Source organism: Thioalkalivibrio sp. ALE9 (assembly GCF_000377445.1).
Classification (GTDB): domain Bacteria; phylum Pseudomonadota; class Gammaproteobacteria; order Ectothiorhodospirales; family Ectothiorhodospiraceae; genus Thioalkalivibrio.
Genome location: NZ_KB898124.1, coordinates 166,308 through 182,552, shown reverse-complemented (window position 1 = coordinate 182,552; position 16,245 = coordinate 166,308). Strand labels below are relative to the sequence as shown.

Annotated in this window: 15 protein-coding genes and 1 tRNA gene; 6 read left to right on the top strand and 10 right to left on the bottom strand. The window is 67.0% G+C overall.

All coding sequences use genetic code 11. The features are described from left to right. Positions 1-132 precede the first annotated feature (132 nt). The 9 genes from D106_RS0106585 to D106_RS0106545 form a co-directional block, all read right to left on the bottom strand. Positions 133-223: transfer RNA gene (locus D106_RS0106585), tRNA-Ser, on the bottom strand. A 93-nt stretch (positions 224-316) separates the two neighbouring features. Then, complete coding sequence (gene csrA / locus D106_RS0106580; protein WP_026279180.1) at positions 317-574, bottom strand: carbon storage regulator CsrA; 258 nt, start codon at positions 572-574, stop codon at positions 317-319. 68 nt (positions 575-642) lie between these two features. Continuing rightward, positions 643-1,887, bottom strand: a complete 1,245-nt coding sequence (locus D106_RS0106575; RefSeq protein ID WP_018866033.1) for an aspartate kinase — start codon at positions 1,885-1,887, stop codon at positions 643-645. A gap of 328 nt (positions 1,888-2,215) precedes the next feature. After that, positions 2,216-4,825, bottom strand: a complete 2,610-nt coding sequence (gene alaS / locus D106_RS0106570) for an alanine--tRNA ligase (RefSeq protein WP_018879584.1) — start codon at positions 4,823-4,825, stop codon at positions 2,216-2,218. Between the two features lie 390 nt (positions 4,826-5,215). Next, on the bottom strand, positions 5,216-5,506 hold the full coding sequence (locus D106_RS0106565; protein WP_018879583.1) for a GIY-YIG nuclease family protein: 291 nt from the start codon (positions 5,504-5,506) through the stop codon (positions 5,216-5,218). 254 nt (positions 5,507-5,760) lie between these two features. Beyond that, positions 5,761-6,249: a regulatory protein RecX gene (locus D106_RS0106560; RefSeq protein WP_026280605.1), complete on the bottom strand. Its 489-nt coding sequence runs from the start codon at positions 6,247-6,249 to the stop codon at positions 5,761-5,763. After that, complete coding sequence (gene recA, locus D106_RS0106555; RefSeq protein ID WP_018876294.1) at positions 6,224-7,270, bottom strand: recombinase RecA; 1,047 nt, start codon at positions 7,268-7,270, stop codon at positions 6,224-6,226. Before recA ends, D106_RS0106560 begins: the two co-directional genes overlap by 26 nt. 144 nt (positions 7,271-7,414) lie before the next feature. Continuing rightward, on the bottom strand, positions 7,415-7,948 hold the full coding sequence (locus tag D106_RS0106550) for a CinA family protein (RefSeq protein ID WP_018879581.1): 534 nt from the start codon (positions 7,946-7,948) through the stop codon (positions 7,415-7,417). 7 nt (positions 7,949-7,955) lie between these two features. After that, a complete protein-coding gene (locus tag D106_RS0106545; RefSeq protein ID WP_018877671.1) occupies positions 7,956-8,258 on the bottom strand; it encodes a PilZ domain-containing protein in 303 nt (100 codons plus the stop codon). Between the two features lie 134 nt (positions 8,259-8,392). On the opposite strand from D106_RS0106545, the gene mutS reads away from it, so the two are divergent. The 6 genes from mutS to D106_RS0106515 all read left to right on the top strand — a co-directional run bounded on the left by mutS (position 8,393) and on the right by D106_RS0106515 (position 15,058). After that, positions 8,393-11,026 carry a DNA mismatch repair protein MutS gene (mutS, locus tag D106_RS0106540; protein ID WP_018879580.1) on the top strand — a complete coding sequence of 878 codons (2,634 nt, stop codon included), beginning with the start codon at positions 8,393-8,395 and terminating at the stop codon, positions 11,024-11,026. Positions 11,027-11,434: 408 nt separating this feature from the next. Then, the gene (fdxA, locus tag D106_RS0106535) at positions 11,435-11,758 is read left to right on the top strand and encodes a ferredoxin FdxA (protein ID WP_018866026.1); all 324 of its coding nucleotides are present in this window, start codon (positions 11,435-11,437) and stop codon (positions 11,756-11,758) included. 582 nt (positions 11,759-12,340) lie between these two features. Further along, entirely contained in the window at positions 12,341-13,312 is a 972-nt protein-coding gene (locus tag D106_RS0106530) for a hypothetical protein (protein ID WP_018879579.1), read from the top strand. Between the two features lie 119 nt (positions 13,313-13,431). Then, positions 13,432-13,785: a hypothetical protein gene (locus D106_RS0106525; protein WP_018866024.1), complete on the top strand. Its 354-nt coding sequence runs from the start codon at positions 13,432-13,434 to the stop codon at positions 13,783-13,785. Continuing rightward, positions 13,782-14,498, top strand: a complete 717-nt coding sequence (locus D106_RS0106520; RefSeq protein WP_018877672.1) for a C39 family peptidase — start codon at positions 13,782-13,784, stop codon at positions 14,496-14,498. The genes D106_RS0106525 and D106_RS0106520 overlap by 4 nt, the downstream gene beginning before the upstream one ends. An 80-nt stretch (positions 14,499-14,578) precedes the next feature. Next, on the top strand, positions 14,579-15,058 hold the full coding sequence (locus D106_RS0106515; RefSeq protein WP_028484600.1) for a hypothetical protein: 480 nt from the start codon (positions 14,579-14,581) through the stop codon (positions 15,056-15,058). Positions 15,059-15,087: 29 nt separating this feature from the next. Here the strand turns inward: D106_RS0106515 and D106_RS0106510 are convergent, their stop codons facing one another. Beyond that, positions 15,088-16,134, bottom strand: coding sequence for a transporter (locus D106_RS0106510; protein ID WP_018876287.1), 1,047 nt, complete (start codon positions 16,132-16,134; stop codon positions 15,088-15,090). Positions 16,135-16,245 lie beyond the last annotated feature (111 nt).

Below are 16,245 nucleotides of genomic sequence, written 5' to 3'. Positions count from 1 at the left end.
TCGCTGCGCTGCGGCGTTCCGGTGTCGCTACGCGCCACCGGTCGAACCATCGTTCTCATATCTCGGGTTCGAATCCCGGAAATGCTGGGGCCAGACGTGCGAAAGGAGCCACTTGGGCCCCTTCACAGGATTTGGCGGAGAGTGAGGGATTCGAACCCTCGATGGGCTTTTGACCCATACTCCCTTAGCAGGGGAGCGCCTTCGACCGCTCGGCCAACTCTCCGGAAACGCGGCACAGGATACGTTCTTGGGCGGCCAAATGAAAGGCCCGCAGGCGGTGATCCGCCTCCGGGCCCTGACATTGCCTGCCGAGGGTTCAGTCGTCGCGTGCGCCTGCGGCCACACCCCCGGCCCCGGTACTACCACCGCCACCGGAGTTCTCCCCGCCGCCGTCACCGCCGGCGACGTTCGATTCGCGCTGGATGCGCTGAAAGATCTCCTCGCGATGAACCGCGACGTCCTGAGGTGCGTTGATGCCGATGCGGACTTGATTGCCCTTGACCCCCAGGACGGTGACGGACACATCCTCGCCGATCATGAGGGTCTCGCCCACACGTCGAGTCAAAATGAGCATGCTCTTCTCCGCAGTGCCTGTGTCGGACGGAGTCGGTCGTCCGGTAACCGTTTTACGGTCTGTCATCCTTAACCGTCCTCCTGTTGACCGGCAGGGTCGTGTTCGAGTTCAAATGCATCGTGCAATGCACGTACCGCAAGTTCGAGGTACTTCTCATCCACCACCACGGAGATCTTGATTTCCGAGGTGGAGATCATCCGGATGTTGATGGTTTCGCGCGACAAGGCCTCGAACATCTTGCTGGCAATGCCGGCGTGCGAGCGCATACCGACGCCCACCACCGAGATCTTCACGATGTGGGTGTCGCCGGCGACCTCCCGAGCGTTGAGGTCCCTGGCCGCCGCCTGCAGGATCTCCAGGGCCTTGTCGTAGTCGTTGCGATGAACCGTAAAGGTGAAGTCGGTGGTCTGATCCGCGCCCACGTTCTGCACGATCATGTCCACCTCGATATTGGCCTCCGCGATCGGACCGAGGATGCGATGCGCGACCCCCGGCTGATCGGGGACGCCCTGAATCGTCAGCTGGGCCTCGTTCTGATTGAACGCGATACCCGCAACCAGCGCCTGTTCCACCTGCGCATCCTCCTCCGTGGTAATCAGGGTCCCCGGTCCTTCCTCGAACGAGGACAGCACTCGTAACGGGACGTTGTACTTGCCGGCGAATTCCACCGCCCGGATCTGCAACACCTTGGAACCGAGGCTTGCCATCTCCAGCATCTCCTCGAAGGTGATGCTGTGCAACCGGCGGGCATTCGGGACCAGGCGCGGATCGGTGGTGTAGACGCCGTCGACATCCGTGTAGATGCGGCACTCGTCGGCCTTGAGCGCCGCGGCCAGCGCGACCGCGGTTGTATCCGAGCCACCCCGGCCCAGGGTGGTGATCGCACCGTGTTCGTCCACGCCCTGGAAACCGGCCACGACCACCACGCGCCCGGCGTCCAGGTCGCCCCGCACGCGGGCATCGTCAATGCTGCGGATGCGGGCCTTGTTGTGCGCGCTGTCGGTGCGGATGGTCACCTGCGCGCCGGTGTAGGAGCGCGCGTCGCAGCCGCGCGCCTCCAGCGCCATCGCCAGCAGCGCGATGGTGACCTGCTCGCCGGTGGACAGCAGCACGTCCAGCTCGCGGCCATCCGCCCGCGGGTTCAGCGCGTGGGCGAGCCCCAGCAGACGATCGGTCTCGCCGCTCATCGCGGAGACCACGATCACCAGCTGGTGCCCTTCCTCGCGCAGTTTCAGGGCGCGTTCCGCGACCGCCTGGATGCGTTCGGGCGAGCCCACCGAGGTGCCGCCAAATTTGAGTACCAGCAACGCCATTTGAAGATTCCGTTCCGTGCCCGGCCCTTGCGGCCGTCCGGACAGGGCGCACCCCATCCATTAGCGTTTACTTAAAAGGCCACCATTAGACAACAAAATATCCGTCGTTGCGAGGCCCGTCAGCGGCGGCGCTATCCCCCGGAGATCGCCGCGGCGCTACGCGCCCCGCGATGACAAGACCCATCGTCATTGCGAGGCCCCGTCAGGGGCGGCGGCAACCGCCATCCGAAGCCACCGCACCCGCCCGCCTTCCAGCGCCGGGCAACCCCTGCAGATCGCCACCGCGCTGCGCACCTCGCGATGGCGGGCGTGCTAGTGACGGAAACCGTCAGGCCCGTTCGCGTACCCAGTCGGCGACCGAGGCCAGCGCGGCCTCCAGCTTGTCCGGGCTCTGACCACCAGCCATCGCCATGTCCGGGCGGCCGCCGCCTTTGCCGTCCACCTGCGCGGCGACATGACCGACCAGGTCGCCGGCCTTGAACTGGCCGGTCTCGGCCTTGGTGACGCCGGCCACCAGGCTGACCTTGCCCTCACCGGTCGCGGTTCCCAGTACCACAACCGCCTTGCCGAGTTTCTGCTTGAGCTGGTCGACCATGTCGCGCAGGGCCTTGGGCTCCACGCCCTCGACCTTCGCGGCCAGCACCTGCACGCCGCCGACCTCCTGCGCCTGCGAGGCCAGATCGCTGCCGGCCTGGCTGGCCAGCTTGCCCTTGAGCTGTTCGATCTGCTTTTCCAGTTCGCGCGAGCGCTCCTGCAGCTGGGCGACCTTGTCGGCCGCCTCGCCACGCCCGGCACGCAGGCGCTCGGCAATCGCATCCAGATGCCCGAGCTGCTGGTCGACCCAACGCAGCGCCACCTCGCCGGCCACCGCCTCGATACGGCGGATACCGGCGGCCACCCCGCCCTCGGAAGTGATACGGAACAACCCGATATCGCCGGTGCGGTCCACATGCGTACCACCGCACAGCTCCACGGAGGTGCCGATCTTCAGCACCCGGACCTGATCGCCGTACTTCTCGCCGAACAGCGCCACCGCGCCGGACTCCATCGCCGATTCGATGTCCATCACGCGGGTGTCGGTGGCCTCGTTGGCCAGGATCTCCGCGTTCACCTGGGCCTCGATGGCGCGCAGCTGCTCGTCGGTCAACGGCTCCATGTGGGTGAAGTCGAAGCGCAGGCGCTCCGGATCCACCAGCGAACCCTTCTGCTGCACGTGATCGCCGAGCTGATCGCGCAGGGCCTTGTGCAGCAGGTGGGTCGCCGAGTGATGGCGTCGGATGTTCTCGCGGCGCGGACCTTCCACCGCAGCCTGCAGCGTCTGGCCGACCTCCAGCGTACCGGCGCGGACCTGGCCGACGTGGATGTGCGCCGCGCCCTGCTTGCGGGTATCAGCGACCTGGAAGCGCACGCCGGAGCCACTGAGCGTGCCGACATCGCCCACCTGGCCGCCGGACTCGCCGTAGAACGGCGTGCGGTCCAGCACCACCAGGCCCTCGGCGCCGACCTCGAGTCGCTCGACCGGCTCGCCATCCTGGTACAGCGCGACCACGCGACCCTCGTCGTCGACCGTCTCGTAGCCGGAGAATGTGGTCTCGGCATCAACCTGCGGCAGGCCGCCGTCGTCCATGGAGAAGTGACTGGCGGCGCGGGCACGGGCACGCTGGTCCGCCATCGCGGACTCGAAGCCGTCCATGTCCAGTTCCAGGCCCCGCTCGCGGGCGATATCGCCGGTCAGGTCCACCGGGAAGCCGTAAGTGTCGTAGAGCAGGAAGATGGTCTCGCCGGGGATCACCGTGCCTTTCAGGTCGCACAGGTCGTCCTCGAGGATCTTCATGCCCTTGTCGAGGGTCTCCAGGAACTTGCGCTCCTCCTTCTCCAGCACCTTCTCGACCTGGGCCTGCGCCTCGGCCAGCTCCGGGAAGGCCTCGCCCATCGCGCGCACCAGGTCGCCGACGATCTGGTAGAGGAAGGCATCCTGCGCACCCATCTTGAAGCCATGGCGCGCGGCGCGCCGGATGATGCGGCGCAGCACGTAGCCGCGGCCCTCGTTCGACGGCAGCACACCGTCGGTAATCAGGAAGGCGATGGAACGGATGTGGTCGGCGATCACGCGCAGCGAGGCGGAATCGCTTTCTTTCGCCCCGGTCACACGTGCGGCGGCCGCGATGAGGTCCTGGAACAGGTCGATCTCGTAGTTGGAGTGCACGCCCTGCAGTACTGCGGCCAGGCGCTCCAGGCCCATGCCGGTATCCACCGACGGGCGCGGCAGCGGGTTCAGCGTGCCGTCCGCGTCGCGGTCGTACTGCATGAACACCAGATTCCAGATCTCGATATAGCGGTCGCCGTCCTCGTCCGGGGAGCCGGGCGGGCCGCCCTCGACCTCGGGGCCGTGGTCATAGAACACCTCGGTGCAGGGGCCGCAGGGGCCGGTGTCGCCCATCTGCCAGAAGTTGTCGGAACCGCCATCGGGGTCGTCGCCGATGCGGATAATGCGCTCGGCCGGCACCTGGATCTCGTTCGCCCAGACGCTGTAGGCGTCGTCGTCGGTCTCGTAGACCGTGACCCACAGCTTTTCCGGTGGCAGACCGATGGTCTCGGTCAGGAACTGCCAGGCGTAGTGGATCGCGTCGCGCTTGAAGTAGTCGCCGAAGCTGAAGTTGCCCAGCATCTCGAAGAACGTGTGGTGACGCGCGGTATAGCCGACGTTCTCGAGGTCGTTGTGCTTGCCGCCCGCGCGCACGCAGCGCTGCGTGGACACTGCCCGGGTATACGGACGCTTCTCGCGCCCGAGGAACACATCCTTGAACTGCACCATGCCCGCGTTGGTAAACAGCAACGTGGGATCATTGCCCGGTACCAGCGGGCTGGACGGCACGATCGTATGGCCATGCCCTTCAAAGAATTCGAGGAAACTCCGGCGAATGTCGGCGCTTTTCATGCGGTTCCGGTGAGCGTTGGGGTCAAACCCGGAATGCTATCACGCAAGCGCCCCAGCCGCGTATTGCCGGGCCCGCCTTCGGGCCATGTTGCCCCTCATTGCGAGGCCCCGAAGGGACCGTGGCAATCGTCGGTGGGTCACTCGACGCCTGGATCAGGTGGCCGTGGATGCAGATTGCTTCGTCGCGTTGCGCCTCGCAATGACGTCGTCTTTGTCCCGTCATTGCGAGCGTAGCGAAGCAATCGCTTTACGGAACCCCCCGATCCCGATTCTGGCCTGGCCTGGTCGAGTGCCACGCCCTCTTCGCAGCCTCGCAATGACGCACCATGATCGCCGTCATTGCGAGGCGCGCGGCCACGAAGCGATCGGCAAGGACCTCCCCAGTCGGGTTCAACCCACGATGTCGTCGAACAGATCCCGCCACCCGGGGTTCACCTGCTCGATCAGCGCAACCTTCCTGCGCCGCGGGCCCGCCTTCAGCTGCTTTTCGCGCTCAATCGCGGATTCCATCTCCACGCATTGCTCGAACCAGACGAGCCGATGCAGACCGTAGCGGCTGGTGAACCCGGATACCTCTCCCGAGCGATGCTGCCAGACCCGCTGCACCAGGTTGCTGGTCACACCCACGTAGAGGGTCCCGTCACGACGGTTGCTCATGATGTAGACACAGGGTTGTTTCATCGCTCCCTCCCTGGGCGACTGCACATTGGTACTCAGCGGCCGAGAATCCTTTCGGCCATTCACCACCGAGACACTAGCGTGCCCCCAACACAAGGAAGTCATTGCGAGGCCCCCAAAGGGTCCGTGGCAATCGGCTGGGTCCGGCCAGACCCCGGATCTGGTGGTTCTCTCGGGGATTGCTTCGTCGCTTCGCTCCTCGCAATGACGTTCCTCCAAACCCGTCATTGCGAGGAGCGAAGCGACGAAGCAATCGGTCAGGAGATACCAGCGTCGTCTTTCCAGGCGGCGAGGGCCTGGTGGGCGACGCCGCCGGGGAAGCCGCGGCCGGCCAGGTGGCGGAGCATGCGGGCCTCGTCCTCACGGGTCTCGGGGGGGTGGCGGAAGTGGCGTTCGAGCTGGCCGCGGGCCTGATCGGTCCAGTCGACCTCCAGGGCATCGAGGGCGGCATTGACGGTATCGCTGCCGATACCGTTGTGGGCGAGTTCGGCGCGGATGCGCTGTTCGCCGTAGCCCTGCTCCGTGCGGTGGCGGGCGATAAAGTCCGCGTAGCGGGTGTCGCTCAGGTAGTCGAGCTCGCGCGCGCGCTCGAGCGCGGTATCGACCGCTTCCCGCTCGAAGCCGCGTTCGGCGAGCTTGCGGCTCAGCTCCAGCGCGGAGTGTTCGCGCCGGACCAGCAACCGGAGGCCCGCCTCCAGCGCGGCCTCCGGGTCGGCCGGGTCAGCCTTGCTCCTCGACCGGGGCATCGACCGGCGCGTCCTCCGCCGCGGCCTTGTTGCGCTTCGGCAGCAGGCGGTCGCGCAGGGTCTTTTCGACTTCCTCGGCGATGTGCGGGTTGTCCTTCAGGTACTGGCGGGCGTTCTCCTTGCCCTGGCCGATACGCTCGCCGTTGTAGCTGTACCAGGCACCCGCCTTGTCGATCAGGCCTTCCTTCACACCCATCTCGATGATCTCGCCGACCCGCGAGATACCCTCGCCATAGAGGATCTCGAAGTAGGCCTCCTTGAACGGGGGCGCCATCTTGTTCTTCACGACCTTTACGCGGGTCTCGTTGCCGATCACCTCGTCGCCCTTCTTGATCGCGCCGATACGGCGGATGTCCATGCGCACGGAGGAGTAGAACTTGAGCGCGTTGCCGCCGGTGGTGGTCTCGGGGCTGCCGAACATCACGCCGATCTTCATGCGGATCTGGTTGATGAAGATGACCAGCGTGTTGGAGCGCTTGATGTTGGCGGTCAGCTTGCGCAGGGCCTGCGACATCAGGCGTGCCTGCAGGCCGACGTGGGAGTCGCCCATCTCGCCCTCGATCTCCGCCTTGGGCGTCAGCGCGGCCACCGAGTCGACGATCACCACGTCCACCGCGCCGGAGCGCACCAGCATGTCGGCGATCTCCAGCGCCTGCTCACCGGTATCCGGCTGCGAGACCAGCAGGTCATCGACGTTCACGCCCAGCTTCTCGGCGTAGGTCGGGTCCAGCGCATGCTCGGCATCCACGAACGCGGCGGTACCGCCCACCTTCTGCGCCTCGGCCACCACCTGCAGGGTCAGGGTCGTCTTGCCCGAGGACTCCGGCCCGTAGATCTCGACCACGCGCCCGCGCGGCACGCCGCCGATGCCCAGCGCGATGTCCAGCGCCAGGGAGCCCGTGGAGATCGCGGGGACGTCGACCGCCTGCTGATCGCCCATGCGCATCACCGCGCCCTTGCCGAATTGGCGTTCGATCTGCCCCAGTGCGGCGGTCAGGGCCTTCTTGCGATTCTCGTCCACGGTTTGCCTCCCGATACTTGCAGCGATGATTTCCGATCCGTTGCGGGGCGGATACGGGGCCGCAGTATCCCACAGGGCGGGGAACGACCCAACCCGGGATCCTGCGCGGATCAATGCCGGGCACGAAACCCGCCCCGAGCGGCGTCAGGCCGCCTCGTGGGCGAGCAGTTCGCTCAGGGCGTGGAGCATTGACTGCAGACGAACGGCGTGGCGTTCGCCGGGGAAATGGCGGGTCGCGACGCGCACCTCCTGGCCGCGCGTCTGCCAGCCGAAGCAGACCGTACCGACCGGCTTGTCCGCGGTCCCGCCACCGGGCCCGGCGATCCCGGTGACCGAGAGCGCATGATCCGCGTCGCAGCGGGCCAGCGCGCCTTCGACCATCGCGCGGGCCACCGCCTCGCTGACGGCGCCGTGTTCCGCGATCAGTTCGGCCGGGACCCCGACCATCGCCGTCTTGGCCGCGTTGGAGTACGCCACCCAGCCGCATTCGAACCATTGCGAGCTGCCCGGAACATCGGTCATCGCCTGGGCGATGCCGCCACCGGTGCAGGATTCCACGGTGCATAGACGCTCGCCCCGTGCCATCAGGCGCTCGCCCAGGTCGTACACCAGCGCGGAGAGGCCGGGGGCGTCGGTTTCCCCCAAAGTCAGGATCGTGCTGCTGGATGCGGCGGTCATGGCGCGATCATCCCTCCGTATCGAAGGCGACCGCAACCCGCCAGCCGCCGCCATCGGCTGGATCGACGGCGTCGCAGCGCACCACGCGGCCGTGGCGTTCCAGCCCCGCCAGGCGGCCATCGGGACTTGGCACCACCACGCTGACATCGACCCCCGGGTCGGTCTCGCGCTGGACCACGAACGCACAGCCCGTCGCCGACAGGTCCTCCAGCCGCACCGCGACCGACTCGCCGCTGGAGCGCCAGGTCATGCGCGCCTCGCCCTGCACCTGCATCCGCCGGTGATTGCGCCGATCCTCTTCCCCGATCATGTTCGCCCCTCCCTGACGTGGCGTCCGCCGCACGGCCTCGAGTGTGGCACAACATGCCAGGCCAGACCCACCTGCCATGTGGCGCGCTGCATCCGTATACTGCGCGTTTGCCCGGATCGAGCGCAGCCGAACCGATGAGCACCGCCGAACCCCTTTCCGCCCATACCCCGATGATGCAGCAGTACCTCGGCATCAAGGCCGAGTACCCGGACACGCTGCTGCTCTATCGCATGGGCGATTTCTACGAGCTGTTCTACGACGATGCCGAGCGCGCGGCCTCGCTGCTCGACATCACCCTGACCCGGCGCGGCGAGTCCGCCGGGCAGCCGATCCCCATGGCCGGGATCCCGGTGCACACCCTGGAGAGCTATCTCTCGCGCCTGCTGAAGCTGGGCGAGAGCGTGGCCATCTGCGAGCAGACCGGCGCGGTAGGCGCGCAGAAGGGCCCGGTCAAGCGCGAGGTGGTGCGCATCGTCACCCCCGGCACGGTTACCGAAGAGGCCCTGCTGGAGGCCCGCAGCATCAACCGGCTGGTTGCCGTCTGCCCCGCCGGCTCGGCCGCGATCAAGGGCCGCAAGGAGGGCTACGGGATCGCCAGTCTGGAGTTCGCCAGCGGCCAGTTCCGCCTGCTGGAGGTGCGCGACGCGACCGAACTGGCCGCCGAGCTGGCGCGTCTGGACCCGGTGGAATGCCTGATCCCCGATCAGGCCGCGCCGATCCCCGGGATCGACGGATTCGCGCCACAACGCCACGCGGACTGGCACTTCGACGGCGTCTCCGCGCGGCGCGTGCTCACCACGCACTTCGGCACCCGCGACCTCTCCGGCTTCGGCTGCGACGGCCTCGACCTCGGCATCGCCGCCGCCGGCGCCCTGCTCGCCTACGTGCAGAACCGCTATCGCGGCGATCTCGCCCACATCACCGGTCTGGCGCACGAACTGCGCAGCCAGATGCTGGTGCTCGACCCGGCCACCCGCCGCAACCTGGAACTGACCCGGACGCTCGGCGGCGAACGCCAGGGATCGCTGCTGGCCCTGCTGGACACCACCCGCTCGGCGATGGGTTCGCGCCGGCTGCTGCAGTGGCTGCACCAGCCGCTGCGCGACCGTGCCGTCATCCGCGAGCGCCAGACCGCCATCACCGCGCTGCTGGAGGCCGGCGCCACCACGCCCCTGCGCGAGGCCCTGGCCGGTAGTGCGGATGTCGAACGCATCCTGTCGCGCATCGTCCTCGGCAGCGCGCGCCCACGCGACCTGACCGCCCTGCTCGCGAGCCTCGAACGCCTGCCGCCGCTGCACCAGGCCCTGACGCCCGTGGCCGGGAACAGCGACGCCCTGCAGGCCCTGCATCAGGCCCTGGCCCCGGAGGCCGACCTGAGCACCACTCTGGCCGCCGCGCTGGTCGAGGAGCCCCCGCTGCGCGTCACCGACGGGGGCATGATCCGGCCAGGCTTCGATGCCGAGCTGGACCGCCTGCGCGCACTGGAGCACGACGCCGACTCGTTCCTGCGCGAGATCGAGGCACGCGAGCGCGAGGCCACCGGCATCCCCACCCTGAAGGTCGCGTACAACCGCGTGCACGGTTACTACATCGAGGTCTCGCGCACGCGCTCGGCGGAGCTGCCCGGACGCTTCATGCGCCGCCAGACCCTGAAGAACGCCGAGCGCTACACCACCGAGGAACTCAAGCGCTTCGAGGACGAGATCCTCTCCGCCCGCGAGCAGGCGATGGCCCGCGAGCGCGCCCTGTTCGAGGGCCTGATCACCGAGCTTCAGGGCCGCGCCCCGCGCCTGCGCGCCATCGCCGACGCCCTCGCCGAACTGGACGCCCTCGCCTGCCTGGCCGAGCGCGCCCAGCGCCTGGACTGGCACTGCCCGGAACTGGTGGAGAATCCCGGCATCCGCATCGAGCAGGGGCGCCACCCGGTGGTGGAGGCCGGTCTGGACGCGCCGTTTGTCGCCAACGACACCGAACTGGACCCCGAAGAGCGCCGCCTGCTGGTGATCACCGGGCCCAACATGGGCGGCAAGTCCACCTACATGCGCCAGACGGCCCTGATCGTGCTGCTGGCCTGCATGGGCAGCTTCGTGCCGGCCGCGCGGGCGCAGATCGGGCCGGTGGACCGCATCTTCACCCGCATCGGGGCCTCCGACGACCTGACCTCCGGGCGCTCCACCTTCATGGTGGAGATGACCGAAGCCGCGAATATCCTGCACAACGCCGGTCCCGAAAGCCTGGTGCTGATGGACGAGATCGGGCGCGGCACCAGCACCTTCGACGGGCTGGCGCTCGCGCTGGCCTGCGCCGAACGCCTGGCGCGCCACAACCGCGCGCTGACCCTGTTCGCCACGCATTACTTCGAGCTGACCGCACTGGCCGAACGCGAGTCGGCCGTCGCCAACGTACATACGGATGCCATGGAACACGAGCACAGCATCGTGTTCCTGCACCAGGTCCGCGAGGGGCCCGCCAACCAGAGCTACGGCCTGCAGGTCGCCCAGCTCGCCGGTGTTCCAGCCGACGTGCTGAAGCTTGCGCGCACCCACCTGCGCGAGCTGGAGGATCGTGCGGCCGCCGCCGACTCGCCCCAGCTCGGCCTGTTCACCCCCGCGCCACCCGAGGTGACGAGCGACCCGGAACCGCAAACGGCTCCGGAAGAACGCGCCCTGAAGGCGCTGTTCGACACCCTGGACCCCGACGATATGTCCCCGCGCGAAGCGCTGGACGCGCTGTACCGGATGAAGGAGGCCCTGCGCAACCCGGATTGACGCGCTCGTTGCGCGGTCCCGAAGGGGCCGTGGCCATCACGTTCGGAACCATCGGGATTCACCGGAGTGACTCAGCGCCGGGGGTGCCCCGGGAGATCGCCACGTCGCTTCGCTCCTCGCGATGACGGGTCAAGGGGATGGTTGCGCCTTGCGATGAGGCGTTGAGGGGTGGCCATGCCTCGCGGTGTCGAGATGGTTCCCCTGTCATTGCGAGGCCCCGCAGGGGCCGTGGTAATCGGCCCGCCGCTGGCGCGAGCCCCCCGAATGTGGCCAGGGTTCGCCCGGGATTCCCGACAGCCGCAGGGGAGGCGTTACAATGCGGCGAAATCCTGCCGGCTGGCGGTGCCACAGCCCGACCGGTCAGCGGAAACGACCGGTCACAAGACTGAATGAAAAGGGAGAAACACCATGACGTTCGTCGTTATCGATAACTGCATCAAGTGCAAGTACACCGACTGCGTCGAGGTCTGCCCCGTCGACTGCTTCCATGAAGGCCCGAACTTCCTAGCCATCGATCCGGACGAGTGCATCGACTGCACCCTGTGCGAACCGGAATGCCCGGCCGAAGCCATACTGCCAGAGGACGACGTGCCAGAGGATCAGATGCACTTCATAGAGCTGAACGCCGAGCTGGCCCGCACCTGGCCGGTGATCACCGCGCGCAAGGACCCTCCGGAAGATGCCGAAGAATGGGACGGCGTCGAGAACAAGCTGCAGTACCTGGAACGCTGAGACTCCACCCCAACATACCCTGCGGATCCCGAACCCCGGGCCGTCCGCGTAACCGCAGTACACCGGGCCGGCCCGCAGGGCCGCCCGGCGGCTGTGGTGCGATCCTCCGCCTCCACCAACCGCCACACCTGCCGCCGGGGTAATCGTCTCATCGGCTAGCCCGGGCGCCATGAACGAGCACGTAGCCATACGCCGATCTGCGATACCGCACGTCCTGGGCACTCGAAGCCTTGCGGCCCCAATACGCCTCTGCCCAGAACCAGTTGGACCCCGTTTGCCCATCTCGCGTGGATGCTGGGCGATGGCTGTCTCCCGGGAAGACAGCTTGCACCCCGCGTGATTCTTTACGGATTTCCGTCACTTACAGGCGGATCGGCAGCAGACTCATCATTTCCTGTTTCGCCAGCGGTACAAATCGCCTGCGACGGACATCCGAGGGGAATCCGCAAGACCCTGATTAATCGAAGAATCCTCCATTTGGCCCGACTCCTGCTAACGGATTTGTCGTGGCCGCCAGGGCGGTTGCGTCATGCCGGCCACGACGCCTAGAGGCGTGTTGACACAACCCAAAGGAGATTCATCATGAGCTTCAAAAAGACACTTATCGCTTCCGCGATCGCACTCGCTTTCGGCCTGAGCTCCGGACTCGCGCTGGCCAATCCGACCAATACGGCGGAAGGCGAGGTGGGCGATCAGAATGCCACGGCCTCCTCGACCGCCGACAATGGCGGCTCCTCCGCCAACGAAAATTCGCTGGCGGTAACGGTCAATGACTCCGACCTGTCCAATAGCTCCGACAACAGCACCAGCGTGGCGGACTCGGGGAACACGACGGTCTCGGATTCGGGCAACGACAGTTCCGACAACAGTCTGAATGTGGCCGACTCGGGCAATGACAGCTCGGACAACAGTCTGAACATCGCCGATTCGGGCAACGACAACTCGGACAATAGCCTGAACGTCGCCGACTCCGGTAACGACAGTTCCGACAACAGCACCAGCATCGCGGATTCGGGGAACACCACGGTCTCGGACTCGGGGAATGACAGCTCCGATAACAGCCTGAACATCGCCGATTCCGGTAACGACAACTCCGACAACAGCCTGAACGTTTCGGACTCGGGCAACGATAACTCCGACAACAGCCTCAATGTGTCGGATTCGGGCAACGACAGCTCGGACAACAGCTCGGCCAGCGCCGACGACAACAGTGCCGCCGCCAACAATGGCTCCACCGCCAGCGTGACCCGCGATCAGAGCGACAACTCCGACAACAGCCTCGCGGTCATGGATTCCGGCAACAGCACGGCAACCGACAGCTTCAACACCATGCTGCAGGTCAACGCCGTGGTCAGCCAGAACGACCTGTCCGGTACGGTCACCGGGAACTACGTGGATATCGCCGAAGGGGCGCGCAGCACCGCGTACAACACGATCGGTTCCGATTCCTTCGTGGCCCCCGCCGGCATCACCCAGGTCTCGCAGAACAGCGGGGCCAACAGCCTGACGCAACAGCAGGTATCGGTGCAGGCACACCTCAATCTGGGCAACTAGTCCGTGCCACGCGGCGGGTCCGAGACCCGTCGCGTCACGGCCCTGCACTGGAGAATCCGGTCATGCGCCTCCATCCGAGATATTCGCAATCCTTGTTCACCCGATCCTTGTTCGCTGCGATGCTGGGCACGCTGCTCCTGGCGGCCGGTTCCGCCAGCGCGGCCGACCCTCGCGACAGTCAAACAAACCTCGCCGCATCCGGCACGCTGGACCTTCAGGGCCTGACGTCGGTGGATGCCGACACCCTCAACCAGCAACGGGCGCGCCAGGGGGTCAGCAACATCCAGCTGGGCCAGGTCCACTCCCAGATCGCCCTGCATGACAACGTCGTTATGGGCGGCCATGGCGGCACCAACCTGATCGCGCCGGGCGCCTTCGACAATGCCCGCGGGTTTTCCACCGTCATCCAGAACACCGGCCATAACGTGGCCATCCAGGAATCCATGATCGTGAACGTCACGATCCATCCGTGAACATGCGGCACCACCACCTTCTGCTTGCGCCGGGGATCCTGGTGCTTGCCCTGCTGGCACCCCAGGCGCTGCAGGCCCAGGCGGGCGGGGCGCAGGTTCCCGGGATGATTGGCAGCATGAACGTCCCGGTCGAGAGCATGAAGGCCCTGCGCTTTCGCTCGGTGGTCCCGCAGCAATACGACTTCAGCTGCGGCTCCGCCGCACTGGCCACCCTGCTCAGTTACCACTACGACCGGCCCACGGTGGAAACCACCACCTTTGACGGCATGTTCCGCCGCGGTGACCAGGACCTGATCCGGGCCCAGGGCTTTTCGCTGCTGGACATGAAGAACTACCTCGGGGCGGAGGCCGGCCTGGCGGCGGACGGCTTCCGGATCGGCCTGGACGACCTGGAGGGGCTGGGCGTGCCCGCCATCGCGATGATCGAGACGCGCGGCTATCGGCACTTTGTGGTCATCAAGGGCCTGCGCGAGGGCGAGGTCCTGGTCGGGGACCCGGCCCTGGGATTGAAGAGCTACCGCCGACCCGAGTTCGAGGCGGCCTGGGTAAACGACATCCTGTTCATCATCCGCGAAGAGGTCGAGCGCGCCCGCGCGAACTTCAACGCCCCCCAGACGTGGGCCGCCATCACCCGCGCACCCGTCGAGGACGGCGTGGTGCGCCGCGACCTGGCCAGTTTCACCCTGAATCTGCCACGGGCCCGGGAATGGTAACGTCCATGGCCCCCATATCCCCGCAGCGATGCGATGCCTCGCCCCCCCGAGGGCCGCGGACCGGTTCGACGCTTGCCCGCCTGGCGCTTTGCATCCTCGCCGTCGGCCTGCCCGTCGCGGCCCAGGCACTGGAAACGCTTCCCGGCGCGGGTGACCCGCGGGTGGTCGCCGATGCGGTGCTGGCCGAGCAGCGCGGTGGCTTCTTCGGCCGCGACGGGCTGCAGATCGCGATCGGCCTGGAACAGATCACGGCCCTGAATGGCGAGATCCTGCACCAGAGCACGCTGCATCCACTGGGAACCCTTGGCGCCGCGACGAGCCACCCCTCCGCCGGTCGCATCACGATTCTCAACGCGACGGCGGGCCTCCCGGCACAGACGTTCGTCTCGGAAACGGCCAGCGGCCAGGGCTGGGTCACGACCATCCAGAACCAGCTGGACGGTCAGGCCATCCAGCACCAGACAATCCTGCAACTGGAGCTGCGCAACCTGCAGATGCCGCGCAGCGACCTTGGCCGGGCCCTGGAGCAGCAGCTAACCGACGGCGGTCGCGGCTGGTAGCCCCGCCGCCGTCGTTCGCGGCAGCGATCTCAGAAACGCATCGGCACCCGCACGGTCATCTGCACATCGGGCGCGGACTCGGTCACCCCCACCCCCAGCGAGAAGTTCAGGCTGGTGCGTTCAGTCAGGCGATGCGACACCCCCCAAAGCAGCGTCCCCACCTGGCGCCGACCAAACACGGGCTCCAGCCCGGGATCGTTCTCCACGCGGGTCCGAAACACCACGCTGTGGTCATAACCCAGGCTCATCGAGGTACGGTCATTCAGGCTGATGGCCATGCCGAGGCTGGCGCCGAAGGCGTCCCCCGGATCCACCGTGCCGTAGTCCGGACCCACATCCCGCTCGATATTCCACAGATAGCTGACGTTCGCGAACAATACGGCGGGATCGGTCGGGTAGATCATGGTCACGCTGGGCTGCACGGCCCAGAAGCCGGATCCGGTGGGCTGTTCCAGGAAGATCTCGCCGAGCCGGTTCCCGTCCTCGTCCACGATCCGGCGTCGATCCACCGAGAACGGGTCCGTCCCGGTGCGGCTCTTTGCCTTCAGATTGCCGATAAAGAAAGGGCGCCCGCGATCGGCGGTGTTGAACTGGTAGGACAGCCCGAACTCGACATCCCCCAGGCCGCTGCCGGTGGACCCGGTCACCCGCTCCAGTTCCGTTCCTTCCAGGATGTCGCGCCGGCGCACCTGCTGTTCGCGGTAGACCCAGGGAATCTTGAGCCCGACCTCGAGCCGGTCGGTGAGCCCGTACCGCAATGCCACCGCGGCCGTCAGCGTGTCCCGTTCCGTCTCGCTGACATCGATCAGCCCGATCGCCAGGGCCGGGATGATGGTGAAGCCCTCGATCGAGACATCCAGCGCGCTGCTGTGCACATAGGCGAGCGAAGGCTCGATCACCCATTGCCCCTGCGGCGTAAGCATGCCGCGCTCCTCGAAGACCGTAACCTGCGGGCCCTGGTCCCGTGGCGCGTCCCCGACCGCCTCGCGGGGCTCCTGCGCGGCGACCGTGGCCGACAACCCCAGAAACAGCGGGACCAGCCCCGCCCCCCACCTCCCGACCCGGATCTTGTTCACGTGCGTTCTCCATGCCCCCTCGGGGCCGTGCAAACGGGAACACACCGGCCGCGCGCCAGACGGCGCACCGCGGCGTGCCCCCCAGAACCGGGACCGCTCCATCGCGCCTGA

Coding starts and splice junctions, on each gene's coding strand:
- D106_RS0106545 (WP_018877671.1), bottom strand. CDS start 8,258: ATGATCGGGGAAGAGGATCGGCGCAATCACCGGCGGATGCAGGTGCAG.
- D106_RS0106550 (WP_018879581.1), bottom strand. CDS start 7,948: ATGACCGCCGCATCCAGCAGCACGATCCTGACTTTGGGGGAAACCGAC.
- csrA (WP_026279180.1), bottom strand. CDS start 574: ATGCTCATTTTGACTCGACGTGTGGGCGAGACCCTCATGATCGGCGAG.
- fdxA (WP_018866026.1), top strand. CDS start 11,435: ATGACGTTCGTCGTTATCGATAACTGCATCAAGTGCAAGTACACCGAC.
- alaS (WP_018879584.1), bottom strand. CDS start 4,825: ATGAAAAGCGCCGACATTCGCCGGAGTTTCCTCGAATTCTTTGAAGGG.
- D106_RS0106560 (WP_026280605.1), bottom strand. CDS start 6,249: ATGCCCCGGTCGAGGAGCAAGGCTGACCCGGCCGACCCGGAGGCCGCG.
- mutS (WP_018879580.1), top strand. CDS start 8,393: ATGAGCACCGCCGAACCCCTTTCCGCCCATACCCCGATGATGCAGCAG.
- D106_RS0106530 (WP_018879579.1), top strand. CDS start 12,341: ATGAGCTTCAAAAAGACACTTATCGCTTCCGCGATCGCACTCGCTTTC.
- D106_RS0106575 (WP_018866033.1), bottom strand. CDS start 1,887: ATGGCGTTGCTGGTACTCAAATTTGGCGGCACCTCGGTGGGCTCGCCC.
- D106_RS0106525 (WP_018866024.1), top strand. CDS start 13,432: ATGCTGGGCACGCTGCTCCTGGCGGCCGGTTCCGCCAGCGCGGCCGAC.
- D106_RS0106565 (WP_018879583.1), bottom strand. CDS start 5,506: ATGAAACAACCCTGTGTCTACATCATGAGCAACCGTCGTGACGGGACC.